Source organism: Saccharospirillum salsuginis, assembly GCF_014651855.1.
GTDB lineage: Bacteria > Pseudomonadota > Gammaproteobacteria > Pseudomonadales > Natronospirillaceae > Saccharospirillum > Saccharospirillum salsuginis.
On record NZ_BMXR01000009.1, the window covers coordinates 35,707 to 60,418 of the forward strand.

19 protein-coding genes are annotated in these 24,712 nt (G+C 61.3%); 10 read left to right on the top strand and 9 right to left on the bottom strand.

Annotated features, from left to right (window positions below):
- Positions 1-2 precede the first annotated feature (2 nt).
- The 3 genes from IE111_RS17120 to IE111_RS17130 form a co-directional block, all read right to left on the bottom strand.
- The gene (locus IE111_RS17120; protein ID WP_229805423.1) at positions 3-1,841 is read right to left on the bottom strand and encodes a methyl-accepting chemotaxis protein; all 1,839 of its coding nucleotides are present in this window, start codon (positions 1,839-1,841) and stop codon (positions 3-5) included.
- 225 nt (positions 1,842-2,066) lie between these two features.
- Positions 2,067-4,232, bottom strand: a complete 2,166-nt coding sequence (gene pta, locus IE111_RS17125) for a phosphate acetyltransferase (RefSeq protein WP_189611018.1) — start codon at positions 4,230-4,232, stop codon at positions 2,067-2,069.
- Positions 4,233-4,247: 15 nt separating this feature from the next.
- Positions 4,248-5,438: an acetate/propionate family kinase gene (locus IE111_RS17130; protein ID WP_189611021.1), complete on the bottom strand. Its 1,191-nt coding sequence runs from the start codon at positions 5,436-5,438 to the stop codon at positions 4,248-4,250.
- Between the two features lie 273 nt (positions 5,439-5,711).
- Between IE111_RS17130 and IE111_RS17135 the strand changes: the two genes are divergently transcribed.
- Positions 5,712-7,202 (top strand): peptidoglycan DD-metalloendopeptidase family protein, encoded by a 1,491-nt coding sequence (locus tag IE111_RS17135; protein WP_189611022.1) that lies wholly within the window; start codon positions 5,712-5,714, stop codon positions 7,200-7,202.
- Positions 7,203-7,533: 331 nt separating this feature from the next.
- Positions 7,534-8,733 (top strand): ABC transporter substrate-binding protein, encoded by a 1,200-nt coding sequence (locus IE111_RS17140; protein ID WP_229805424.1) that lies wholly within the window; start codon positions 7,534-7,536, stop codon positions 8,731-8,733.
- Positions 8,734-9,067: 334 nt separating this feature from the next.
- On the opposite strand, the gene IE111_RS17145 is transcribed toward IE111_RS17140, so the two are convergent.
- From IE111_RS17145 to lnt, 5 genes are all read right to left on the bottom strand, one after another.
- Positions 9,068-10,336 carry a branched-chain amino acid ABC transporter permease gene (locus IE111_RS17145; protein WP_189611026.1) on the bottom strand — a complete coding sequence of 423 codons (1,269 nt, stop codon included), beginning with the start codon at positions 10,334-10,336 and terminating at the stop codon, positions 9,068-9,070.
- Complete coding sequence (locus IE111_RS17150; protein WP_189611028.1) at positions 10,336-11,337, bottom strand: branched-chain amino acid ABC transporter permease; 1,002 nt, start codon at positions 11,335-11,337, stop codon at positions 10,336-10,338. Before IE111_RS17150 ends, IE111_RS17145 begins: the two co-directional genes overlap by 1 nt.
- A gap of 19 nt (positions 11,338-11,356) precedes the next feature.
- Positions 11,357-12,061 (bottom strand): ABC transporter ATP-binding protein, encoded by a 705-nt coding sequence (locus tag IE111_RS17155; RefSeq protein WP_189611030.1) that lies wholly within the window; start codon positions 12,059-12,061, stop codon positions 11,357-11,359.
- Positions 12,048-12,845, bottom strand: a complete 798-nt coding sequence (locus IE111_RS17160) for an ABC transporter ATP-binding protein (protein WP_189611032.1) — start codon at positions 12,843-12,845, stop codon at positions 12,048-12,050. The genes IE111_RS17155 and IE111_RS17160 overlap by 14 nt, the downstream gene beginning before the upstream one ends.
- Positions 12,846-13,478: 633 nt before the next feature.
- Positions 13,479-15,005 carry an apolipoprotein N-acyltransferase gene (gene lnt / locus IE111_RS17165; RefSeq protein ID WP_189611034.1) on the bottom strand — a complete coding sequence of 509 codons (1,527 nt, stop codon included), beginning with the start codon at positions 15,003-15,005 and terminating at the stop codon, positions 13,479-13,481.
- A 360-nt stretch (positions 15,006-15,365) separates the two neighbouring features.
- Here lnt and IE111_RS17170 point away from each other — a divergent pair, with 360 nt between their 5' ends.
- The 8 genes from IE111_RS17170 (at position 15,366) to IE111_RS17205 (ending at position 23,299) form a co-directional block, all read left to right on the top strand.
- Positions 15,366-16,043, top strand: a complete 678-nt coding sequence (locus IE111_RS17170) for a cyclic nucleotide-binding domain-containing protein (protein WP_189611036.1) — start codon at positions 15,366-15,368, stop codon at positions 16,041-16,043.
- 329 nt (positions 16,044-16,372) lie between these two features.
- The gene (locus IE111_RS17175) at positions 16,373-17,089 is read left to right on the top strand and encodes an outer membrane lipoprotein-sorting protein (protein WP_229805411.1); all 717 of its coding nucleotides are present in this window, start codon (positions 16,373-16,375) and stop codon (positions 17,087-17,089) included.
- Positions 17,090-17,098: 9 nt separating this feature from the next.
- Positions 17,099-18,337: an ABC transporter permease gene (locus IE111_RS17180; RefSeq protein ID WP_189611040.1), complete on the top strand. Its 1,239-nt coding sequence runs from the start codon at positions 17,099-17,101 to the stop codon at positions 18,335-18,337.
- The gene (locus tag IE111_RS17185) at positions 18,337-19,563 is read left to right on the top strand and encodes an ABC transporter permease (protein ID WP_189611042.1); all 1,227 of its coding nucleotides are present in this window, start codon (positions 18,337-18,339) and stop codon (positions 19,561-19,563) included. Before IE111_RS17180 ends, IE111_RS17185 begins: the two co-directional genes overlap by 1 nt.
- Before the next feature lie 10 nt (positions 19,564-19,573).
- Entirely contained in the window at positions 19,574-20,263 is a 690-nt protein-coding gene (locus IE111_RS17190) for an ABC transporter ATP-binding protein (RefSeq protein WP_189611043.1), read from the top strand.
- Positions 20,256-21,470 (top strand): hypothetical protein, encoded by a 1,215-nt coding sequence (locus tag IE111_RS17195; RefSeq protein ID WP_189611045.1) that lies wholly within the window; start codon positions 20,256-20,258, stop codon positions 21,468-21,470. Before IE111_RS17190 ends, IE111_RS17195 begins: the two co-directional genes overlap by 8 nt.
- A 382-nt stretch (positions 21,471-21,852) precedes the next feature.
- Entirely contained in the window at positions 21,853-22,257 is a 405-nt protein-coding gene (hisI, locus tag IE111_RS17200; RefSeq protein ID WP_189611047.1) for a phosphoribosyl-AMP cyclohydrolase, read from the top strand.
- 163 nt (positions 22,258-22,420) lie between these two features.
- Positions 22,421-23,299 (top strand): DMT family transporter, encoded by an 879-nt coding sequence (locus IE111_RS17205; RefSeq protein WP_189611049.1) that lies wholly within the window; start codon positions 22,421-22,423, stop codon positions 23,297-23,299.
- A 297-nt stretch (positions 23,300-23,596) separates the two neighbouring features.
- Here the strand turns inward: IE111_RS17205 and IE111_RS17210 are convergent, their stop codons facing one another.
- Positions 23,597-24,700: a citrate/2-methylcitrate synthase gene (locus IE111_RS17210; RefSeq protein WP_189611053.1), complete on the bottom strand. Its 1,104-nt coding sequence runs from the start codon at positions 24,698-24,700 to the stop codon at positions 23,597-23,599.
- Between the last annotated feature and the right edge of the window lie 12 nt (positions 24,701-24,712).

Sequence of the window (24,712 nt, forward strand, 5' to 3'; positions counted from 1 at the left end):
GTTTAAATCTTGAACCGCGACAGGTTCGCCCGGATCGAGTCGCTCAGGTCGTGCAGTTCGTCGGATTGGGCGGTGGCCTGGTCGATGTTTTCCGCCAGTTGGTTGGAGGCGTCCTGGATGGCGGTGGCGATGCGGCTGATCTCTTCGGTGGCGGTGTTCTGCTCGCGCGAGGCTTCGGCGATGGTGCTGGCCCGTTCGGAGATGTCGCGGATGGATTCGGCGATGCTGTTCAGGCTGGTCGTGACTTCTTCGGCGCTGTTGGCGGTTTCCCCGGTCAGGTCCTTGCTCTTGTCCATGATCGAGACCGCGTTCTGGGTCTGGCCCTGAAGGGTTTCGATCATGGTCTGAATCTCGCCGGTGGCTTCGTGTGTGCGTTGCGACAATGCCCGCACTTCGTCGGCCACGACGGCGAAGCCCCGGCCCTGTTCGCCGGCCCGGGCGGCTTCGATGGCGGCGTTCAGGGCGAGCAGGTTGGTTTGCTCGGCGATGTCCTGAATCGTCGCCAGGATGGTGTTGATCTGTTGCGCCTGGTCGTCGAGCTGGCGGATCACGCCGGTGGCGGTGTCGATTTGCTCGGTCAGGTTCCCCATGCGCCGCTTGTTCTCGCGGGCGTTGGCCATGCCGTTCTCACCCTCGGTCGAGGCGCTCTGAGCTGCGCCGGCGGTGTCTTGCGCGTTGTCGGCGACATTGGCGGAGGTGGAACTCATTTCATTGATGGCCGCCGCGACCTGGCTGATCTCGGTTTGCTGGACTTGTACCGCCTGGTTGTTTTCCTTGGCGTTGTCACGCGCGAGTTCGGAGAGGTTCGCCAACTGATGCGACGAATCGAGACTCGCGGAGACCAGGGCATGGATGGATTCGATGAACTGATTGAAGTTCCGGCTCAGCGAGCCGATTTCGTCGTTGCGGACGACTTCAAGCCGCTGGGTCAGGTCGGCTTCGCCCTGGGCGATGTCGGACAGGGCCTGATTGAGGTTGACCAGAGGTTTGAGCAGCCAGGAGATCATGAAGCCGGAGACGACGGTCACAATGAGAATGGTCAGAGCCGAGACCAGCAGGTTGGACAGTGCCAGGGTACCGAGGTTCGCGAAAGCCTCGCCTTCCTTCATCATCAACACGATACGCCATTGCGTACCCTGAATCGGGAAGGCGGCGCTGAGCCAGTTGTCGCCTGCGGCCTGGACGGATTCCGGCTCCGGTGTCAGACCGGCCTGTCCGATCAGGCTGCGCAGCGGTTTGCCGAGCTGTGCCTCGTCGGGATGAATCAGGAAGTTGTTGTTGCCGTCGATGACGGCGGCGTAGCCGGAGTCTCCCAGGCGAACCCCGAGTACTTCGCCGACGATGTCGGTCAGCGCGATGTCGGCTGCGATAACGTCCTGGCCGACCGGCTGGGCGAAGCTCATGATCAGGTCGCCGCTGGAGGCATCGACGTAGGGCGGCGTAATGATCGGGCCACCGGCCTGGCGGGCCTGGGTGAACCAGGGGCGGGTGCGCGGATCGTAGTCGTCCGGGAGGGGTTCGTCCGGCCGCATGATCATCTCGCCGGAACGCGTGCCGACGTACATGTAGAGGAAATCACCGGAATCCGCACCCTGTTGGACTGCGGTGGCGATTTCGGTGCCCGCCTGGATGGATTGGGCGGCGCCATCCAGAACCTGTTGTTTGCTGTCGATCCAGTTGGTGACGAATCGGCTGGTGTTCTCGCCGCTGCGGACCAGCAGGTCGTTCACCGAATCGACCAGGTTCGACCGGGCCTGCTGATAATTGAAGAAGCCGTTGACGGCGACCAGCACCAGTACCGTCAGGGCGACGCCGCCCATTATGCGGGCGCGGATACTCATGGATTTCACGTGGGGTCCCCTCCTCACCACATTGAACACATTCGATTTTGTCATTCTTTTGTCTTTGTCGGCCGACAATGGGACAACTGAAATTAAAGATAGTTCGTTATGGGTAGGTTTGTGGGGAAAGAAGAGACTTCCTCACATTAAGCTTCTCCCTCTCCCTAGCCCTCTCCCAAAGGGAGAGGGGATGGAAGGGCGGTAGAGGGGTTGTGTAGAGAGAGGTTAGCTTTGGGTTTGGGAGGCCTGGATGGCGGTCAGGGCGATGGTGTAGACGATGTCGTCGACGGTGGCGCCGCGCGACAGGTCGTTCACCGGCTTGCGCAGGCCCTGCAGCATGGGGCCGATGCTGACGACGTTGGCGCTGCGCTGGACCGCCTTGTAGGTGGTGTTTCCGGTGTTCAGGTCCGGAAAGATGAAGACATTGGCGCGGCCGGCGACCTGGCTGTCCGGCGCTTTGCTCTTGGCGACGGAGGGTACGCTGGCGGCGTCGTACTGCAGCGGGCCGTCGATGACCAGGTCCGGACGTTTCTCCTGGGCCAAACGGGTGGCTTCGCGAACTTTCTCGACGTCGCTGCCGGAGCCGGATTGGCCGGTGGAATAGCTGATCATGGCGATGCGCGGATCGATGCCGAAGGCGCGCGCCGAATCGCCGGATTGAATGGCGATGTCGGCCAGTTCCTCGGCGTTCGGGTCCGGGTTGACGGCACAGTCGCCGTATACCACGGCCTGGTCCGGCAGCAGCATGAAGAAGACGGATGAGACCAGGGCCGCATCCGGCTTGGTCTTGATCAACTGTAACGCCGGGCGAATGGTGTTGGCCGTGGTGTGGACGGCGCCGGAGACCAGGCCGTCGACATCGTCCTGGGCCAGCATCATGGTGGCCAGCACCACGGTGTCTTCCAACTGGGCTTCGGCCATGGGTTCGCTCAGGCCCTTGTGTTTGCGCAGGGCGACCATGGGGGCGATGTATTGCTGGCGGGTCCGCTCCGGATCGACAATCTCGATGTCCGCCGGGAGACTGAGGTTCTGGCTGGCGGCGACGCGTTGAATCTCATCCGGGTTCCCGATCAACACGCACCGCGCAATGCCCTTCTGATGACAGATAACGGCCGCCTGCAGCGTTCTCGGTTCATCGCCCTCGGGCAGGATGATGCGTTTTTTCGCGTGGCGCGCGCGCTGGATCAGCAGGTGACGAAAGGCGGGCGGGGACAGGCGCCGTTCGAGTTTGACGCGGGCGCGTTCGGTCAGCCAGTCGGCGTCCAGATCGGCGGCGACCGCGTTCATCACGGCTTCCATTCGGCTGACGTCGTCGGCCGGCACTTCGGTGTTCATCCGGTTCAGGTGCTGGGCGGTGGTGAAGGTGTTGGTGTCCACCAGCATGATCGGCAGGCCGGTCTTGAAGGCCGCCTCGCACAGGCGCATGACGGCGGGCTCGGGTTCCATGTTGCCGGTGAAGATGATGCCGGCGAGCGGCACGCCGTTCAGCGCGGCCATGCAACTGGCGATCAGGATGTCTTCGCGGTCGCCGGGGGTGACCACCAGGGTGCCGGCTTTCAACGTGTGCAGCATGTTCTTCATGGTGCGCGCGCAGACGGTGATGTTCTGTACCCGGCGCTCCCGAATCTGTCCCTCGTGCAGAATGCGGGTGCCGAGGTGGTCGCTGACATCGATGGTGCGCGGGGAGACCAGCATGGGGTTCCACTGGATCGCGCCAAGACAGCGGAATTCCTTGCGCGCGAAGACGGGCAGCGAACCGGCGACCTGGTCGCGTCCGATTGTGGCCGGCAAGGGGGACTGCGGTTCCTCGGCGGCGAGCACCTGTTGGCTGTCGGTGTCCGGTGCGCCCACCTTGTTGAGAATGGCGCCGATGACCCGGTGGTGGTCCGGTCCGCCGTACAGGCTGGCGGTCATGCTGATGCGTTCGTTCAGTTGCGCAGTGCTGTCGTCGTTCTTCGCGGCGACGAGAATGATGTCCGCATCGAGCGATTTGGCGATGTTGACGTTCAGTTTGCCGATGTAGCTTTCATCGGCCAGAGGCACCAGCCCCTCCACGATCACCACGTCCGCTTCGCCGGCGGACTGCTGGTACAACTGGATCACTTCCTCCATCAGATCATCGGTGCGGCCCCGGGCCAGCATTTGCTGGGCGTAGCCGAGTTGAATCGGCTTGGCCGGCTGCAGGCCGAGTGTGGCCTGGATCAAATGGGTGGAGCGTTCGGGGCCCCGGTCGTTGCCGTATTGCTGGGCCACGGGTTTGCAGAAGGCGACGTGGACACCGCGCTGTTCCAGGGCGCGGACCAGGCCCAGGCAGACGGACGTCAGGCCGGTGCCGGTGCTGGTCGCCGTAACGAAAAAGGTGTGTTGGGTTTGAGCGGGTTCTTTGGTCATGGGGTCGGTCGGTCCTTAGTTGCGGGTCAGCCGATGGGCGTCGTGGGCGATCATCCATTCCTCGCGGGTGGGGATGACACAGGCGGGTGTACCGCTGTCGCGGGTGATGCGTCCATCGGCGGTGTTGGGGGCGGCGTTGCGGTCCGGGTCGCAGTCGAAGCCGAACAGGCTCAGCCGGTTCAGAACGTCGGCACGGATGCCGGCGGCGTTTTCGCCGATACCGCCGGTGAACACCAGGGCGTCGAGTCGTCCGAGTGTCGTGGCCAGGGCGCCGATCTGGCGCGCCAGACGGAAGCAGAAGACGTCGATGGCGCGTTGGGCATCCGAGTTACCGTCGCCGGCGGCTTCGGTCAGGGTGCGCATGTCGTTGGACAGGTTGGACAGCCCCAACAGGCCGCTGTTGCGGTTCAGCATCTGGGTGATCTCCTGGATCGACCAACCCTGTTGTTCGGCCAGGAATTCGTGCAGGCCGGGGTCGACGTCGCCGCTGCGCGTGCCCATGACGAGCCCCTCCAGCGGGGTCATGCCCATGGTGGTGTCGACCGACTGTCCGTTGCGTACGGCGGCGGCACTGCAGCCGTTGCCGAGATGCGCGGTGACGATGGCGTGGTCGTCGGGGTCGAGCTTCAGCCGGTCGACGGCTTCCCGGGCGACGTATTGGTGGCTGGTGCCGTGGAAGCCGTACCGGCGTACGCTGTGGTCCCGGTACAGGTGAATCGGCAGGGCGTAGAGGTAGGCTTCCTCGGCCAGGGTCTGGTGGAAGGCGGTATCGAATACGGCCACTTGCGGCACGCTGGGGTAGAGGCGTTGCATGACCTGTATGCCGAGCAGGTTGGCCGGGTTGTGCAGCGGGGCGAGGCTGGCGCAATGTTCGATGCCGCGAATGACGTCGTCGGTGATGACGACGGATTCGGCGAAGGCCTCGCCGCCGTGGACGACGCGGTGGCCGATGGCGACCGGGGCGCCGTTCAGGTCCGGCAGTTTGTCGAGGACCTGGTTGATGGCGGCCAGGGCGCTGGCGTGGCCTTCGCCGTGGAGCGGAAGCTTGTGTTTTTTACCGCCGGTCCGCCATGATAGTTCGGCGTCGGCGGTGTTGAGGCGTTCGGCGAGGCCGGAGAGGGCTTCATGGCCGGTGACCATGTCGAACAGGGAACACTTCAGGGAGGAGCTGCCGGAGTTTATGACCAGAACCGGTGTGGCAATCATGAGCGAGATACACCTTTTTGCTCTTTTGCATGTTTACGTTTTGGTGGTGGCTTTGGGTTCAGTGGCTTTGGTCCGCGCCGGATACCGGCTGTGCTCTTCCAGGGACCGCTGTGAACCCGTCCATGGGCGCTTAGCTTCGCCATCCATGGCTCAGATGTCCCTTCCAGAGCACACCCGGCATCCGGCGCTGTCTTAAGTGCCAGAAAGCCCCTAGCCGCATCTTTGGAATCAGTTAATCAGTTTGAAGTGTATAAGAGGTAACGAAGTATGGGTATGACCTGGCGCAAGTGTGTCCGCCGGTTTATCGGTTGTGTGGTCGGTTTTTCTGTGGTCGGGAGTGCGTTGGCGCAGGCGCCCGAGGGGTTTGGTGAGTGGGTCAGCGGTGGTTATTTTGTGGGCCGGACTGAGCCGGGGGCGGAGGTTTGGTTTGAAGGTGAGCGCTTGGCGGTGGATGCCGATGGTTTTTATCTGGTTCCGCTCGGGCGTGAGGCGGCCGGTGAGAAGCGGTTGGAGGTGGTGTCGGCCGCTGGGGATGCGCGGGTGTATGAGGTGGATGTTGAGCAGCGGTCGTTCGAGGTTCAGCGGGTCGATGGGTTGGATCCGAGCCGGGTGGTGCCGCCCGAGGAGGCGTGGGAGCGGATTCAGCGGGATGCGGAGTTGGTGGCTCGGGCGCGGTCCGCGGATGTGGTGGCGGACGATTGGCGGGAGCCGTTTGTCTGGCCGGCACATGGTCCGGTGACTGGGGTGTACGGCAGTCAGCGGATTTTGAACGGGGTGCCGCGCCAGCCGCATTGGGGCGTCGATGTGGCGGCGCCGACGGGTACGCCGGTGCGGGCGCCGGCCGGAGGTGTGGTGACGCTGGCGCAGCGGGATCTGTATTTCACCGGCGGGACGGTGTTGTTGAATCATGGTGCGGGGGTGACGTCGAGTTTTCTGCATTTGTCGCGGTTGGATGTGGCGGATGGTGAGCGCGTCGAGCGCGGTGATGTGATCGGGGCGATCGGTTCGACGGGTCGCAGTACGGGGCCGCATTTGGACTGGCGCATGAATGCGGGGGATGAACGCATCGATGCGGGGCTGTGGGTGCCGCCGATGGACGTTATTTGTGAACCCGAGGGCACGGGCGAGGAGGCGGTGGTGGTGCTGCACGGCCTGGGGCGGTCCGAGCGGTCGATGAATGACTTGGCCGGGTCGTTGCGCGAGGCGGGTTTCACCACCTGCAATCAGGCTTATCCGAGCCGCAGTGATTCGTTGCCGGAACTGGCCGGCTATGCGGCCAACGCCATCGATGCGATGCGCCACCGGGGGTATGCGCGGGTGCATCTGGTGACGCATTCGATGGGTGGCATTCTGGCGCGCTACTGGCTGCAGTACGGCGATTTGCCGGGCGAGGGGCGGCTGGTGATGCTGAGCCCGCCCAATCACGGCAGCGAGGTTATCGATGCCTTCGGCGACTTCGGCTGGTTCCAGCGCTTGATGGGGCCGGCGGCACTGGAACTGTCGACCGACCAGGAGGCGCTGGTGAATCGGCTACCGCCGCTGGATGTGACGACCGGTATCATTACCGGGAACCGCTCCAGTGATCCGTGGTTCAATTTTCTGTTCGAGGCACCGCACGACGGTAAGGTCTCGGTGGATAGCGCGCGGTTGACCGAGGCCGAAGGGTTTCGGGTGGTGCGGTCCGGTCATACCTTCATCATGAACGATCCGGAGGTGCGGTTTCTGGTGGCGTTCTTTTTGACCAACGGGTTCTTTCCCCAGTGAGGTCGCGCACGGAGTGCGCTCCTACATTGACTCCTCTGTAGGAGCGCACTCCGTGCGCGACAAAACTCAACGGAACACTTGCTTTACACCCAAAAGGTCTGAAAAATGACCGGTTATTGATGCCTGTTCGATCCGGATCGGATACAGGTAACAGATCAAGCATCACAAGTGCTTGGCATTCGCGGTCGAGCGGCTTGACGGGAAGACTGAACGGAGAATGAACAGACTGGCGGTTGGACGGCCGTCAGAGGGGTTCAGGCTCTTGTCTTTACCCGCAAATGCCCGCAACATGGCTGCGTCCCCATGGGAAATATAATAACAGCGAGAGAGAATCATGAATAAAAAACTATTGTTGGGTGTCGCCACGGCTGCTGCTCTGGTGGGTAGTGCTCACGCCGATGTCAAGATTGGCTTCCTCGGTGGCTTCACCGGTGCGATTGAAAGTTTGACTCCTCCCATTTTCGACGGCGCGCAACTGGCCGCCTCTCAGGTTAACGCTCAGGGCGGCATCCTGGATGGCGAGCAAGTGGTTATGCCGAGTGCCGACACCACCTGTGTCGACGCCTCCGTCGCGACCAACGGTGCGGACCGTCTGGTGAACTCTGAGAACGTGACCGCCATCGTAGGCGCCCTGTGTTCCGGTGCCACCATCGCCGCCGCCAACAACGTGGCCGTACCGGCCGGTGTGGTCATGGTTTCTCCGGCGTCCACGTCTCCGGCGATCTCCGAACTGAACGACAACGACATGGTCTTCCGTACGCCGCCGTCCGATGCGTTCCAGGGTGAAATGCTGGCCAAATTGCTGATCAGCAAAGGCATCGAAGACGTGGCCGTGACCTACGTGAACAACGACTACGGTAAGGGCCTGGCCGACGCCTTCACCAGCGCCTTCGAAAACCAGGGTGGCATGGTTACCGCCAACCAGGCGCACGAAGACGGCAAGGCCGACTACCGCGCCGAGCTGGGTGCACTGGCCGCCAGCGGCTCTATGAACCTGGCCGTACTGGCTTACGCGGACGGCTCCGGTCAAACCATTCTGCGTCAGGCCTACGAAGGCGGTAACTTCAGCACCTTCATCGGTGCCGACGGTATGGTTGGCGACCGTCTGGTCGAAGCCGTTGGTGGGGACGTTCTGGAAGGCATGATCGCCACCAAGCCGGGTACTCCGGAACTGCCGGGCGCGCCGATGTTCGCAAGCCAGGCGGCCGAAGCCGGTTTCGACCCGAACGCGGTCTTCGCCGGTCAGTCCTACGACGCGGCCTTCATGCTGGCGCTGGCCATCGAGAAGATGGGTGAGAACAAGCGCGACGGTCTGAACCAGGCTCTGCGTGACATCGCCACCGCTCCGGGTGAAGTGGTTTATCCGGGCGAGTGGGAAAAAGCCAAGCAATTGCTGGCCGACGGCAAGGACATCAACTACGAAGGCGCCACCGGCTCTCACGAGTTCGACGACGCCGGTGACGTCCCGGGTGTCATCATCGAAATGACCGTTCGTGACGGCAAGTTTGTTGAAGTGGGCCGCGTAGAGTAATACGCGAACCGCAGACAAACGTTAGATCGAAAAACCGGCCTCCCTGTGGGGCCGGTTTTTTTGTGTGTGGCTGAAAATGATATGGGGCTGGGAGAGTAGGGCAGAAGAGCGACAGCGTTATCTGCCGTTTTGACGAGGCCGAGGATAAACCCAGTGCGAATTGGTGGGCGGTGCCCACCCTACGAAATTGTCTTGGGAGAATAAGGTGCCCGTGGGCTACCCATTGGCAGCGTTGAGATGGCAGATAACGCTGTCGCTCTTCTGCCCTACTGGTTTTGTGCACAAAAAAGCCGCCCGAAGGCGGCTTTCTCTATCTCGATCCGCATCACCCCCGTCAGGTGTGATGCGCGACCTTCTCCGGTATCAACCCCTTCGGCGCGTAGCGCAGCACCAGCGAGATGATCAGCCCGATCACGAACACCCGCGCCTGCAGCGCTCGGCTGTCGAGGTCGGCCGGTGCTTCCCAGGCAAACCAGGCTTCACCCAGGTTGCGCATGACGTCCAGCAGGTAGAGCGCGACCGGTTCGGACATGGTCCAGACGACGTAGACAAAGACGGCGCCGAACAGGGTGCCGAGGTTGTTACCGGCCCCGCCGAGGATGACCATCACCCAGATCAGGAAGGTGTGGTTCAACGGCAGGAAGCCGCTGGGGTCGAAGATGCCGTTGAAGGTGATCAGGGCGGCGCCGCCGATACCCATCAGCACGGAACCGAAGATGAAGACTTCCAGACGGCGACCGTTGACGTTTTTACCCATGGCCGACGACGACAGTTCGTTGTCGCGAATGGCGCGCATGGTGCGCCCCCAGGGCGCGTTGTAGGCCCGGTACAGCAGGAAGACCAGTCCGGCGATGATCACGGCCGTCAGGCTCAGGTAAACCGCGCGGGCGGCGACGAAACCGATCTCGGCCGGACCGGGTCCGGGCCAGGGCAGGGGAGAGACCGTCAGGGTGCCGCGGGTGAGCCAGTCGGCGTTCTTCAGGAAGGCCTTGATGATCTCGGCGATGCCCAGGGTGGCGATGGCCAGGTAGTCACTGCGCAGACCGAGACAGATGTGGCCGATGAAGTAGGCGATCAGCCCGGCGAGTGAGCCGCCGACGATCCAGCCGATCCAGATCGGCCAACCGAAACCACCGATGAAGCCGGCCTGTGATTCGATGGCGGACGCCACCGGATCGAGCGACGTCTTGACCCAGAGATAGACCGCGAGGGACAGGACCAGGGTCAGGGTCAGGCGCAATTTCTTGCCCGGGAACCCCAGCTTGTACAGCTTGGTGGACCCGTAGATGAGCGCGATGCCGAAGAGGGCTTTCAGACCGACGCCGCCGAGCTGTGCCGGCAGGTCGGTGTTCCAGAAGTCTTCATTGACCGGAAACCCGAACAGCATGGCCATAAAGCCGCCGAGGGCGACAAAACCCATGATGCCCGCGTTGAACAGGCCGGCGTAGCCCCATTGAATGGTCAGGCCCAGCGCCAGGATGGCGTAACAGCTGGCCTCGGCCAGTACACGGACACCGAAGGCCGGTCCCATGGCGACCAGCACCCAAAGGACCAGCACGGCCAGCCCCGAGAAGAGGATGATTTCTTTTTTTGCATTCTGCATCAGATAACCTTCCCTTTGAAAATGCCGGTCGGGCGCCAGATCAGAATCGCGACCAGGATGAAAAACGGAATGGTGATTTTGTACTCGGTCGGGACGAACGCCAGGTTATTGGGCAGGTCCAGCCAGGGCAGCGCTTGTTCCAGCGGCCGCAGCAGGAAAGCCCAGTTGAAGACGGCGAGCGTTTCCGCGAACCCGACGACAAAACCGCCGGCCAATGCCCCGTAGGGATGACCCACGCCCCCCACAATGGCGGCGGCGAAGATCGGCAGCAGAATCATGAAACTCAGGTCGGGCTTGAGCGTCACGTCCAGCGACAGCAGGGTGCCGGCCGCGCACGCCAGAGCCCCGGCGATGATCCAGGTCACCCCGACCACGGTGTTGGTGTTGATGCCGGAGACCCGAGCCAGATCCGGGTTGTCGGACATGGCGCGCATGGCCTTGCCGAGCCGGGACTTGTTCAGGAACAAGTGCAGCGAGACCACGGCCACCGCCAGGAACAGGAACAGCAGGATTTGCGGTTCGGTGACGACGATGGCGCGCGAGGCGGACTCGAACGGCAGGTCGATGCGGAAGATGGCCTTGCGGTCGTCGACGAATAGGCTCTGCGAGCCGGTACCGGCGAAGAAACGGATCAGGCCTTGCAGCATCAGGGTGACACCGACGGAAGCCATCACCATGACCACCGGCTTGACGTTGTTTTCACGCAGCGGCTTGTAGAAGGCCTTGTCGATGCCGATGGCGATCACCGCCGTGGCGGCCATGGCGAGCGGCATCATCACGAAGGCGGTGGGTAATCCGATGGCGGGACCGACAGCCGGGAAGAGGGCGGTCAGCACCAGGACCAGGAAAGTGCCCAGGGTCATCATGTCGGCATGGGCAAAGTGGGCGAAACGCAGAATACCGAAAATCAGGGTGACACCGATCGCGCCGAGCGCGTAGATCGAGCCGATGACGGCGCCGGAGATCACCACGATGTTGATGAAGAAAATAAACTCGTTCAAAACGGACTCCTTCTAACCGTCAGCCACCCAGGAAGCTTTTCGCCACTTCCGGGTCGTTCAGCAGGTTTTCACCGGTGTCGGTGTAGCGGTTTTGGCCAGCGGCCAGCACGAAGCCCTTGTGGGCGATGCGCAAGGCCTGTTTGGCGTTCTGCTCCACCATCAATACACCGACGCCACTTTCATTGACGGCCACGATGCGATCGAAAATCTCGTTCATGTACAGCGGCGACAGACCGGCCGTGGGTTCGTCCAGCAGCAACAGACTGGGTTCGACCATCAGCGCCCGGCCCATGGCCACCATCTGGCGCTGACCGCCGGACAGTTCGCCGGCCGGTTGCTTGCGCTTGTCTTTCAGGTCCGGGAAGAAGCTGTAGACGCGCTCAAGCATGTAGCCGAAATCGTCCTTACGGATGAAGGCGCCCATTTCGAGGTTTTCCTCGACCGAGAGGCTGGTGAAGACGTTGTATTCCTGAGGTACGAAGCCCATGCCCTTGTGCACCAGTTTGTCCGGTGACAGGTTGGTGATGTCTTCGCCGCGCAGGGTGATGTTGCCTTCATTGACGTTGAGCAGGCCGAAAATCGCCTTCAGCGTGGTGGATTTGCCGGCGCCGTTGGGGCCCACGATCACACCGATCTCATCCTGCTCGATGCTCATGTTGACGCCGTTGAGGATGTTCATGCCGCCGTAGCCGGCATAGATGCTGTTCGTTTCAATCAGTGCCATTCGCTGCTCCGGATTCGTTCGGATCGCTGCCAAAATAGGCCTCGATGACTTGCGGGTTGTTCTGGATCTCTTCGATGGTGCCTTCGACCATGACGCTGCCCTGAGCGAGCACGATGATGGGATCGCACAGCTCGGCGATCATGTCCATGTCGTGTTCGATGACCAGGAAGGTGTACCCCATTTCCTGATTCAGGCGTTGAATATTGGCGACCAGATCCTGGAGCAGGGTGCGGTTCACACCGGCGGCGATTTCATCGAGCAACACGACCTTGGCGTTCACCATCATGGTGCGACCGAGTTCGAGCAGCTTCTTTTGCCCACCGGACAGATTGCCAGCCAGTTCGTTCTTGACGTGGCTCAGGCCGATGAAGTCGATCACTTCCAGGGCACGTTGGCGCACATCGGCTTCGTGCGAGCGCACCAGCTTGGGCCGGAACCAGGTGTTGAACAGGTTCTCGCCGGGCTGGTCCGGCGGCACCATCATCAGGTTTTCCAGCGCCGTCATGTGCGTGAATTCCTGGGCGATCTGGAAGGTGCGCAACAGGCCTTTGGAGAACAATTCGTTGGACGGTATGTTGGTGATGTCTTCCCCATCGAACCGAATGGTGCCGGAACTGACCGGAAAGGTGCCCGCGATGAGGTTAAACAGCGTGGATTTACCGGCCCCGTTGGGACCGATCAGGCCCGTGATCGAGCCTTCTTCGACGGCGATGGAGCAGTCGTTGATCACGTTCAGGGCGCCGAACGACTTCGACACCCCCTGTACTTCTATGATGGATCCCATTAACCCTCCCACATTCAGTCTCCGATGGTCGCTCTGCGGCGGCTCATCGGTTGTTTTTATGCCGCGTACCGCCTGGTGGGGCATCGGCCTTTATTATGTCGATCCGCTTCCTCGCGGGCATCCGGCGACCCGAGGGATAAGGTCGTTTCCGGAAAGCGCCTGGTCAGGCACTGTCATTCAGACACGGCATGGCGGGCTCGCCTTCTGATGGGGAGCTTGGCCCATGGCCTGAGATGAAGTGATCACGCCCGAGAAGTTAAAGCTCGATCATTGTTCGATTTTTTATTTTGATCGTCGCGTCAGTGAGGACGCCCCAGTATGTCACCGCCGGGGCGGGCATACCTTTTCTTTTTGTACACTGTCCGGCCGATTTCCGGCGGCAGCGGCGTTATAAAAAATCCCGGCGATTCTACCGTGACGCCCTTTAAAATCAAAAACTAAAGGCTCGGCGTCAAGTATTGAGCACAGATGGGGCGGTTTGAGAGTGTAGGCGTATGGTTACACTTGGGGGTTTAGAGTAGGGCAGAAGAGCGGAGCGATATCTGCCGGAGGGCTATAGCCCTCTTTTGGCCAAAGTGGAAAGTAAGGCGCGCTACGCACGCCATGGCAGATGTCGCCCAGAGCTCTTCTGCCCTACGGTCGCCTACCCAGCCAAATCAGAACGCCCAACGCCCCCAGCGGCAGGACAATCCACCAGGTGCTCCCCCAGCGCTGATAGGGCGTCAGCCCGTCCCGAAGACTCACGTCCCCCTGAACCACAGCCACTTCGAATTGCTCGCTCCGCTCCAACACATCCCCGTTGGCACCGATCAACGCCGAAATCCCGGTCTGGGTCGCCCGTACGATGGCGCGGCTGTTCTCGATGGCCCGCATCCGGGTGATCTGCAGATGCTGATGCGGTGCGAGGGAGTCGCCGAACCAGGCGTCGTTGCTGACCATGATCAGCAGGTCCGAGGTAGTGGCCAGTTCGCGGACGAGGCCGGGGTAGGCCGCTTCGTAACAGATGACCGGGGCCAATTCCCGGGTCTCGCCCCGGAACGACCAGGGCATGGGCGTTTGCGGGGTCGGTGCCGGAGAGAGGGTGCTCATCGGGATGTTGAAGAAGGCGATCAGGCCGCGCAGGTAGCGATCGAACGGCAGATATTCGCCGAAAGGCACCAGATGCTGCTTGCGGTATTCGCCGCTGGCCGTGCCGTAGCCGAGCAGGGCGTTGTAATAGCGGTCGTCCTCGGTGGTGATGATACCGGTAATAACACCCTGATCCCGGCTGGCGGCCAACTGATCCAGTTCTTCCAGATAGGTCTGAATGCGCTGCGGCCGCACGGTCAAAGCGGCCTCGGGCCAGACCACCAGATCCGGTTCGCTCAGGGTCCGGGCCTGGCGGCCGTAGAAGTCCAGCGTGGGCCGGACGTTGCGTGACAGCCATTTTTCCGATTGCTCGACATTACTCTGGACCGCGGCGACTCGGATTGACGCAGTCTCCTCGGACCACTCGGTCGCCGGGATCGCAATGCCCGCCCCGATGGCGAGGGCAGAGGCAATCGATGCGATGGCGACACCGGCAATGGCTCGATTGCGGAATACCATCAAACGCGTGATTTGCGCCGCACCGAAGGCCAAAACAGCCCCGATGCCATAGACACTGACCAGCGCCGACAACTGACCCAGACCGGTATCGGTATGGGAGTACCCGGCCAACAACCAGGGCAACCCGGTAAACAACCAACTGCGCAGCCACTCGAACACCACCCACAGCGCCGGCGCCCCCAGGCCCAGCGCCCAGGGCGCGGTTCTCAGGAAACGGTGATACAGCCACGCCTGAATGGCCGGCAGAAACGCCAGCGCACCGCAAAACAGAGCCGTCAGCGCCAGGGACAACGGAACGGGCGTCGCCACCGTCCGCATGCTGCCGTACACCCAGGACACCCCCAGCCCGAACATCCCGGCGCCGTACACCCAGCCCAGCCAGAACGCCTGCCGACCGGTCGCGGCCCGGTGGCTCAACCAGAAAAACCCCGCCAGACTGAGCCAGATCAACGGCCAGGCATTGAACGGCGCCATGCTGAGCGGCAGAGCCAGCCCGAAAACCAGAGACAGCGCGGCCAGAACCCAGAGGTTCAGGCGGCTCGAAGAGAGAGTGGCCGATTGAGTGGCGTCCATAGAGGTCATGATTCCCGGTAAACACAAAGACAGGTGCGCATCATGCCGTGCGCCGGTGACGTTTTGAAGGCTTGATTTGAGCGCCGCTCCCAGGGAGTGCCGGCATGTTGGGGGGTAGGGCAGAAGAGCGAGAGCGTTATCTGCCGTTGGGAGAAAACCGAGCCAAGGAGACATACACTGGCACAGCAACCCGTGGACGGCAGATAACGGCCTTCGGCCTCTTCTGCCCTACATCCACAACAACCTTCGGTGGCACGAATATAAGCCACCGCCCCTGGGGACGGTGGCACATCCGGACAGGGAGCACTAAAGTACACAGGCAAACACAGTTTCAAAACACCAAGACGGACTATCCACCCGATGAGAACCCTGGCCCTCAGCGACATCCCCGCCGTATCACTCGACGACCTCCTGTCCGGCATCTCCTTCTTTCGCGAATTGCGCGAGGTCGACCCCAAACAAGCCGACTTCCTGGCCACCTATGCCCGCATCATGGCCGCCGAGCCCGGCGAAATCATCATCCACCACGGCGAAAACGACCCCGCCTTCTACTTCCTGCTGCGCGGACAACTGCTCGTCTACCCCGACGACCACTCGACACAGGGCAAACCGCTCAACGTCATCACCCCCGGCCACATCTTCGGCGCCCTCGCCATGATCTGCCACGTCGACCGCACCGCCAGCATCGTCGCCGACCCGTCCGGCGGCGACGTCAAATTCGTCGCCATCGACGGCAGTGCCTTCGGCGAACTGAAAGACTATTCCCGCATCCGTCGGCACACCAAAATCCTCTTCTACCGCATGGTCGTCGCCAATACCCGGTGGAAACTCGAAGTCTACCGGATGCAACAACCCAACCACGTCATCAGCCGCGACATGCGCAAGGTTGAACTGTATCGGGGAGAACCGAACACCGACGAGGAACTCGAATCCCTGGCCCGTCAGGCGCAACAAATGACGGTTCTGTTGATGCGCTGGAATACGGTGTTTCAGGATGAGGGGTCGGATAGTGGAGTGAGTCCGATTCATACCGAGTAGATTGCCCCTCTCCCTAGCCTACTCCCTCTCCCTAGCCCTCTCCCAGAGGGAGAGGGGACTGTATGCAGCCATCGGATTGAGCAGCGGGTGCCGGGGTGTCTCATGAGGGGATGTCGGCAGCATGGATGCTGCCGCCAAGCCCCCATGGATGGGTTTACGGCGACCCCTCATGAGACACCCCGGTAGCCGATGCGGATTTCAACCGTCTCATCATGACAGCTGTCACGATATTGTCCGGGATCATTAACCGACCCCGCCCCCGCTGCTAAAGTGTCGCCATCATCTCCAATCGGAAGGACCAAACGATGCGACACCTCCTGGCATGCCTCATGGCTATCCCACTTTTACTGAGCCCCGCGCTCGCCGAACAAAACGACCCCAAAGCCGTCGAACTGCTCGAACGCATCGACCAGCTGTATCAGCAGGACTCGGCGCACGCCACCCTGAGCATGAACATTGTCACTCCCGACTACGAGCGCAGCCTCAAACTGGAATCCTGGTCCATCGGCCTCGACTACTCTCTTATTCGCGTCCTCGAACCGCGCAAGGAACGCGGAGTCAGCACCCTCAAGCGTGAAAACGAAATGTGGAACTACCTGCCCAAGATCCGCAAGGTGGTTAAGGTTCCACCATCGATGATGATGAGCAGCTGGATGGGGTCCGACTTCACCAACGACGACCTGATGCGCGAAACCTCCTGGGTCGAGGAATACACCGTAACGCTGGAAGAGACCGACGACCTCTACATCCTCGATCTGACACCGAAGGAACAGACCGTTACCGTCTGGGGTCGTATGGAAGTGACCATCCGCCAATCCGACCTGTTGCCGGTCACCCAGAAATACTTCGACGAAGACGGCAGCCTGAAGCGCGTCATGGAATTCAGCGACGTCACAACCTTCGACGACGTCACCCTGCCGGCAACCATGACGCTGATCCCGCAGGACGAGGAAGGGCATACCCGCATCACCTACGAAGCCCTGGAATTCAACGTCGATCTCGACGAATCCTTCTTCACCCTGCAAAACCTGCGCAAGCGCATTTGAGGACCGAGCATGTTGATGCTGAAACTCGCCTTTCGCAATATCCTGCGGAACCGGCGACGCACCATCCTGACCATCCTGAGCATGTTCGGCGGCTATGTGCTGATGTCCGTCCAGCTCTCGGTGACCGAGGGCAGTTACGACCAGATGCTCGAGTTTTACACCAAGGACACGACCGGCCATGTGCAGATCACCACGCCCGGCTTTGTGGAGCGGCCGACGCTGTACAAATCCGTGCCGGTGTCCGAGGACATCATGAGCGCTTTGTCCGAACAGCCGGACGTACAGGCCGTCACCGCCCGCATCGAAAGCAGCGCTTTGGCGTACGGAGACACCAAGAGTTTTCCCGTGGAAGTGAAGGGCGTGCACCCCGGCCGGGAAGCGGATCTGTCGTACCTCGCCGACAAGGTGTCCGAGGGCGACTACCTGACCGGAGACCCGGACAGCGACGGTTATTATGAAGCCATGATCGGCGCCCAGGCGGCGCGCCAGTTGAACCTGGGCATCGGCGATGAGCTGGTGTTGATTTCACAGGGCGCCGACGGTTCGCTGGCGAACGATCTGTACCGAATCTCGGCCATTCTGGGACAGCCCGAGGATGCCGAAGCCCGGTGGGTAGTGTTGCCGCTGGCGGCGGCCCAGGCGTTTTATGTCATGCCCGGTGAAGCCCATCGACTCATCGTCCTGGGGCGGAATCATCACCAGGCCCGGACCCTGGAAACCCAATTGCAGAACTGGGTCGATAACCGATGGCCCGAGAGCGACTACCGGGCCACAGCCTGGCAGGACGTCGCCAAAGATTTCTACCGCACCATGCAAGCCGATAAGGAAGGCGGCCAGGTGACGCTGTATATCCTGGTGTTTCTGGTGTGCATCGGCGTGCTCAACACTGTGTTGATGTCGGTGATGGAACGCACCGGGGAGTTCGGTGTACTCAAGGCGATCGGCACCTCGCCGTCGCGATTGTTCTGGTTGATTGTGCTCGAAACCCTGGTGCTGGCGTTCTCCGCCTGTGTGATCGGCGTCCTGGCCGCCTGGCCGATCAATGCTTGGTTCACGGCCGTGGGCATCGAGATGGCCGAGCCGATGGAGATTTCCGGCATCGTGTTTTCGCACTACAAAGGCCAACTGTCGTGGTATGTCTTTGCCTACCCGGCCGTGGTCATTCTGCTGGCGGCTGTGATCATCGCGCTGATGCCCGGCTTGCGGGCGGCGCGCATTGTACCGGTTGACGCGATGAGGACTCTGTAATGGGACTGACCTGGCGACTGGCGCTGCGCAACCTGATGCGCAACAAGCGCCGTACCTTTTTAACGGCCATGATCATCAGCCTGAGCCTGACGGCGTTGATATTGACCGATGCGTTTATCGAAGGCATGTCGGATGCCATGGTCCGTTCGGCCACCCGGCTGTATTCGGGCGATGCGCAAATTCACCATCGCGATTATCTGGCGCAACGGGAAGAGTCTCTGGCGATCGACCCGGATCCGTTTCTGGAAAAACTGACGCAGGAAACCGACGTTTCCGGCTATGCGCCCCGGGTGCTGGCCTTCGGCATGATCTCCAGTGCGGCCAACAACCGGGCGATACAGGTCTCCGGCATCGACCCGGACCGGGAGGCGACGGTATCGAAGTTACGCGGCGCGATCCGGGACGGTAACTATCTGGATTCCGATGGACCGCGCACGCAGATCCTCATCGGCAGCCGCCTGGCGGATCTGCTGGAGGTCGAACTCGGCGATCGCATCGTGGTGTCGGTGAACAATCAGGACACCCAGGGCGCCGAGCAGCAGCTGTTTCGCGTCAGTGGCATCTTTCACTTCAATGCGCGTGCCCTGGATGAAAACACGGCTTTTGTGTTGTTGCCCCGATTGCAGGAGATGATGGGCCTCGGCGAGTCGGTTCACGAGATCGCGTTCAATTTCGAAGAGGCGAACCAGGCCACCCAAACCGACCGACCGATCTGGTCCCGGTTGTCGACCGACACGGCCGTCGCTCAGGGGTGGACCGAATTGATGCCGCAGTTGGCGACCATGTTGCAGTTATCCAACAGCAGCACGCTGATCGCCGCTGTCATCCTGTTTATCCTGGCCGGCCTTGGTGTCATCAACGGCATGTTCATGTCGATCTACGAGCGGACCTATGAATTTGGTGTGTTGCTGGCCATCGGGACCCGGCGTACCAGTATTTTCCGACTGATTCTGGCGGAAGGACTGGTGTTGGCGGTAGGCGCTATCACGATCGGGGCGATTCTGGGGGTTGTCGTAACCGCCACCATGGCGGCCGTCGGTATCGACTACGGCAACATGGAAATCTCCGGCGTCAGCATCGCCGAGGTCATTCGACCCGAGTACCACATCAATCAATACACAGTGCTGCCGGTCTGGGTGCTGATCATGACCCTGATCGCCTGTGTTTATCCGGCCGTTCACGCGGCGCGCATTGTGCCGGCCCACGCCCTGCATAAAAGCCTGTAAGGAGAATGGAATGAACCCTGTTATCGAAACCCGTCAGGCCAGTCGGCATTACGGCGAAGGCGACACCCTGGTCAAAGCTCTGGACGAGGTGAGTCTGCAGATTCAACCCGGAGAATTCACCGCCATTGTCGGTCCGTCCGGGTCCGGTAAATCGACCTTGTTGCAACTGGTCGGCGGCCTGGACATCCCCTCCGAAGGCTCGATTCACCTGAGCGGCAAAGCCATTTCGCAGATGAGCGGTCGTGAGCTGTCGGACTTTCGCCGCGATCACATCGGCTTTATTTTTCAGGCGTATAACCTGATTCCGGTGCTGACCGCGGCCGAGAACTGTGAATACATCATGCTACTGCAGGGCATCGCCGAAAAAGAGCGCCGCGAACGGGTGCGGGCCATGCTCGAACGCGTCGGGCTCGGCGGCAAGGAAAACCGGCGACCGAATCAGTTGTCCGGCGGCCAGCAACAGCGTGTCGCCGTGGCGCGGGCCATGGTCAGTCAGCCGGACATCATTCTGGCGGACGAACCGACCGCCAACCTGGATTCGCAAACCGGGGCGGATTTGCTCGACATGATGCACGAGCTTAACCGCAAGGAAGGCATGACCTTTGTGTTTTCCACCCACGACCCGATGATCATGGAGCGCGCCACACGCCTCGTGCATCTTCGCGACGGACGCATCGAACAGGAGGAACACCGTGCGTAGCTTCCAGTTGATGGCCTGCATCCTGGTCTTGTTCACGTTAATGGCCGGGCGCGTATGCCAGGCCGACAGCGACCTGTGGTTCGATGTCTCCGCCGGTGGCGACGCCATCGGCTACCCGCAACCCGAGGGATTGCCCGAAGCGCAAATGCCCCCGGCCTGGGCGGTGGACGAGCACCTCGAAGGGCGCATTAATTATTCCTATTTTCCGGGGCCGGACAGTGAACTGACGGTGCAATACGGATTGGAACAACGCTGGCGTCTGGCCCAGGACGAGGGCAGCACCGAGCTCGCCAGCGCCCTACAACCCGGCGGCGCCGACTTTCGGACGTGGGACCTGGATTCGGAGCTGGTCGAGTCCGACGACGGTGACTTCGCCGTGTATCAGAACCTGGACCGGCTCTATGGCTTGTTTTATACGCCCGCGGGTACGGTGACCGTCGGTCGTCAGGCGATCAGCTTCGGTCTGGCCAAGGTGTTTTCTCCGGTGGATGTGGTGTTGCCGTCCGGCATTCGCGCTCAAGAGCCCAGTTACCGCCCCGGCGTCGACGCCGCCCGCTGGCTGGTGCCGTTCGGAGCGGTCAGCGAGTTGGATCTCGGCTGGGTGGCCGGTGACGATAACCTGTTGTTCGCTCGCGGTTACAGCACCATCGATGTCTGGACACTCGAAGCCACCGCCATCGAGTTGAACAGCTCGAACTATTTGTTCGGCTTCGGCGCCCAGACCGCACTCGGAAGCTGGGGTGTCTGGCAGGAACTGGCCTGGCTCGATGGCGAGGATGATGAAGGCGTGCGTTTGACCTTGGGGGTCGATCAGCAAATCCTCGGCGATGTCTACGTGGTGGCGGAATACCATTACAACGGGCTGGGCGACGACGGCGGACCCTATTCCCAGGTGACCGATCCGGGGGTGTTTTACCGGAAGGGTATGGTCGTGCCCTGGGGGCGGCATTATGCCAGTGTACAGGCCAGTAACCCGCTGACGCCTCTGGTTCAGGGGCAGGTGGGAACGACGATCAACCTGTCGGATGGATCGGCGTTGTCGACGGTGGCTGTGGATTGGAGCTTGTCGAACAACAGCGGTTTGAAGGTCGGCGTCGAATGGCCCTGGGGGGCGGAGCCGGTGATTGACGGTCAGGTGCCGGAGGTGGAAGAGGAATTCGGGGTGTATCCCAGTCGAATTACGGTAAACTGGTCGACCGTTTTTTAATTTGGTGTTGTTTCAGGAATCCGTGCTGGCATCAGATCACTGAACCACAGCGTTAGAGCGACTGTTTAATCGTTGGTTTTCGTTAGATAGTAGGTTGGATTAGCCGAAGGCGTAATCCAACTCTTTTGCCAGGAGGTAGTCATTCGGCACCGTAGTCATGTTGGATTACGCCTTCGGCTAATCCAACCTACCCGCTAGAGGCTAGCTCCGGATACCGGGTGAACCTATTCGGGGATGTCGTCCGCCAGGAAGGCGGCCGTCAAGCCCCCATGGATGGGTTCACGGCGAGCGATGTGTCGCACCACCCGAATAGGTTCACCCGGTAGCCGGGGCGGGTTTGGGCACAAGGTTTAATAATCGAAACGTCAGCAAGAGAGTTTTCATGTTCAAAGACTGGGAAAAAGCAGAGAAGGGCACCCGACTGCCTCTGGAAACAGTGCTGGATGCGCTGAAATACAACGCCGACGGTTTGGTGCCGGCCATTGCTCAACAGCATGACACGGGTGAAGTGTTGATGATGGCGTGGATGAATCGGGCGTCGATTGAGGAGACGCTGGAGACGGGGCAGGTGTGTTATTGGTCCCGGTCCCGGCAGACCTATTGGCGCAAGGGGGAGAGTTCGGGGCATCGGCAGCGGTTGAAGTCGCTGAAGATCGATTGCGATGGCGATACGCTGTTGTTGCAGGTCGATCAGCAAGGGCCCGCCTGCCACACCAATCGTCGGGATTGCTTCTACTTCGAGGCGGATTCGAATGGGGTGACGGTGACGGCCGATCCCGTTAAATGAGCCGATGATCTCGACGATCTGGCTTCTCTCGAATTCCCGAATCCGATCCGGGTTGGTTAGGAGCGTTCATTTCCCGGAACAGTGGGTTCCGGTTCCAGCCAGATGTGCGGTCGCATAACGCGGTAGGATGCCGACCCTCTGAATCGTCCGTATAGGAATCCCCATGTCAGGTGTTGATACATTTCGGTTGGTGTTGCTGTCCACGCTGTGGGGCATGTCGTTCCTGTTCATGCGCGTGGCGTCGCCAGAGTTCGGCGCCGTGCCACTGGTTATGGTCCGTATGGGCGTCGCGGCGCTGGTGTTGTTGCCGTTGTTTACCGTGGCGCGGTATCGGCAGTTGTTCTGGCAGCACAAGGGCTCGCTGGCCATTTTGTCGGTCACCAATCACGTTATTCCCTTCAGTTTGCTGGCCTACGCGACCCTGAGTCTTGAAGCCGGTTTTACCTCACTGATCAACGCCACCACACCGATATTCACGGCTCTGATCGGCATGGCCGCGTTCGCCACGCCCATCACCCGGCAGCAATACTTCGGGCTCGCCATCGCCTTCTTCGGCGTCTATGTGCTCTCCGCCAACCGACTCGACTTCTCCACCGGCGGTGATGGTTGGTCGATTCTGGCCACAATGGGCGCGACCTTTTTCTACGGCATCGCCGGTAATTTTTCCAAGGCGCGGCTGTCGCATTTGCCAATTCGAGTAGTGGCCGGCGGCAGTGTGTTGATTTCGGGGTTGATACTGTCCATCCCCGGCTTCCTGTTCTGGCCCGAGACCATGCCGTCCACGCAAGGGTGGTTGAATGCGTTGGCCTTGGCTGTGCTGAGTACCGCGTTCGCGTTCTTTTTGTATTTTCAGTTGCTGGCCAGTGCCGGCGCGACGGCTACTTCAACCGTGACCTTTCTGGTGCCGGTGAGTGCCTTGATTTGGGGGTATCTCATTCTGGGCGAGGTATTGAGTCTGCAGGTGATCGCGGGGATGGCGATAACCCTGGTGGGGACGGCGATTACGACGCGGATTTTGAGGTTCAAGCGGTTGGATCGGTAGGTCGGCAATAGTTCGAGCGACCGATATCGGAGGTGCTTGACCGAGTAGGGCGACGTTTAGGTCACCATTGATGTTTAATCGGTATTTATTGTGCCGCGGTCGAAATGGTGGGCGATGCCCACCCTACGTATGAAATAGCCAGCGTTGGCAAAAATGTGAGCGCCGGGTGCCAGGGGTGTCCCAGCCGGGGAAGTCCGCAGCAGGGATGCTGCGGTCTAGTCTCCATGGATGGATTCACGACGGCCCCGGATGGGACACCCCTGGCACCCGGTGCGGACCACAGGCATAAAATGCAACCTAGCGCCCGGAGTACAACGCCCGGGGCCGAATCAAGCGGGGGGCCCGGTTGAATTCGTGGAAGTGGGAGATCCAGCCGAAGACCCGGCTGCAGGCGAACAGGGAGGTGAAGTAGCGTTCCTGGACCCCGAGCGCCAGATACACCGCGCCCTTGTAGAACTCCAGGTTCGCGTGAATCTCCTTGCCCTTCTCGCTGAACACCGCCTGACAGGTATCCTCGACCGCCATCAGTGTCTCCATCAACGGCTGCCACTGGGTGCCTTCGCAGAAATGCTTCGCCATCGGTTTCAGAATCGCCGCGCGCGGGTCCAGCCGCTTGTACTCCCGGTGGCCCATGCCCATGATCTTCACCTTGTTGGCCAGCGCGTCCCGCACCCAGGTATCCGCCCTGGATGCATCGCCGATGTCGCGCGCCATCATCACCGCCGCCTCGTCGGCACCGCCGTGCAGGGGGCCGGACAGGGCGCCCAGGCTGCCGGCGATGCTTGCCGACAGACTGGCGCCGGTACTGGCGATCACGCGGCCGGCGAAGGTGCCGGCGTTGAAGCTGTGGTCCAGTTGCAGAATCTGGGTGGTGTTGATCGCCTTCAGCGCCCCCTGGCCCGGTGCCTCGCGGTTGAGGCCATAGAGCAGCTTTTCCAGGAAACCGAGACCGTCGGGTACGTCGAATGGGGCCCCGTGCGTCGCCAGGTTGTGCCAGATGCGCACCGCCGCGTTGATGCGCGCGGCCAGTACCAGGCCGGGCACCCAGGTCTGCTCCAGCCAGGTGGGCGGGGTCCGCATCGGCTCCAGATGCGCGATCGGGGTCAGCGCCTGCAGCACGGCCATGGGGTGGGTGTCGCGCGGCAGTTGCGCCAGAACCTGGTGCTCGACGGCACTCAGTTCCGATTCGTCCGCCAGCCATTTATCCAGCTCGCGGCACTCGTCCGGGCTGATCCAGTGCCCGGCCATCAACCAGATGATGACCGCCGGGAAGTCGCGCTCCACCAGGGTATCGATCGATTCGCCCCGATACGTCAGTCGGCCGACATCGCCTTCGACATTGGACAGTTCGGTTTGGCCAACAATCACACCTTCCAGACCGGTATTGATCGCATCAGTCATGACAGCCTCCGT

What these genes read in the sequence shown, in the direction of transcription:
- IE111_RS17120 (WP_229805423.1), bottom strand. Translation starts at nt 1,841, where the DNA reads ATGAGTATCCGCGCCCGCATAATGGGCGGCGTCGCCCTGACGGTACTG.
- pta (WP_189611018.1), bottom strand. Translation starts at nt 4,232, where the DNA reads ATGACCAAAGAACCCGCTCAAACCCAACACACCTTTTTCGTTACGGCG.
- IE111_RS17130 (WP_189611021.1), bottom strand. Translation starts at nt 5,438, where the DNA reads ATGATTGCCACACCGGTTCTGGTCATAAACTCCGGCAGCTCCTCCCTG.
- IE111_RS17135 (WP_189611022.1), top strand. Translation starts at nt 5,712, where the DNA reads ATGACCTGGCGCAAGTGTGTCCGCCGGTTTATCGGTTGTGTGGTCGGT.
- IE111_RS17145 (WP_189611026.1), bottom strand. Translation starts at nt 10,336, where the DNA reads ATGCAGAATGCAAAAAAAGAAATCATCCTCTTCTCGGGGCTGGCCGTG.
- IE111_RS17155 (WP_189611030.1), bottom strand. Translation starts at nt 12,061, where the DNA reads ATGGCACTGATTGAAACGAACAGCATCTATGCCGGCTACGGCGGCATG.
- IE111_RS17160 (WP_189611032.1), bottom strand. Translation starts at nt 12,845, where the DNA reads ATGGGATCCATCATAGAAGTACAGGGGGTGTCGAAGTCGTTCGGCGCC.
- lnt (WP_189611034.1), bottom strand. Translation starts at nt 15,005, where the DNA reads ATGGACGCCACTCAATCGGCCACTCTCTCTTCGAGCCGCCTGAACCTC.
- IE111_RS17170 (WP_189611036.1), top strand. Translation starts at nt 15,366, where the DNA reads ATGAGAACCCTGGCCCTCAGCGACATCCCCGCCGTATCACTCGACGAC.
- IE111_RS17175 (WP_229805411.1), top strand. Translation starts at nt 16,373, where the DNA reads ATGGCTATCCCACTTTTACTGAGCCCCGCGCTCGCCGAACAAAACGAC.
- IE111_RS17180 (WP_189611040.1), top strand. Translation starts at nt 17,099, where the DNA reads ATGTTGATGCTGAAACTCGCCTTTCGCAATATCCTGCGGAACCGGCGA.
- IE111_RS17185 (WP_189611042.1), top strand. Translation starts at nt 18,337, where the DNA reads ATGGGACTGACCTGGCGACTGGCGCTGCGCAACCTGATGCGCAACAAG.
- IE111_RS17190 (WP_189611043.1), top strand. Translation starts at nt 19,574, where the DNA reads ATGAACCCTGTTATCGAAACCCGTCAGGCCAGTCGGCATTACGGCGAA.
- hisI (WP_189611047.1), top strand. Translation starts at nt 21,853, where the DNA reads ATGTTCAAAGACTGGGAAAAAGCAGAGAAGGGCACCCGACTGCCTCTG.
- IE111_RS17205 (WP_189611049.1), top strand. Translation starts at nt 22,421, where the DNA reads ATGTCAGGTGTTGATACATTTCGGTTGGTGTTGCTGTCCACGCTGTGG.
- IE111_RS17210 (WP_189611053.1), bottom strand. Translation starts at nt 24,700, where the DNA reads ATGACTGATGCGATCAATACCGGTCTGGAAGGTGTGATTGTTGGCCAA.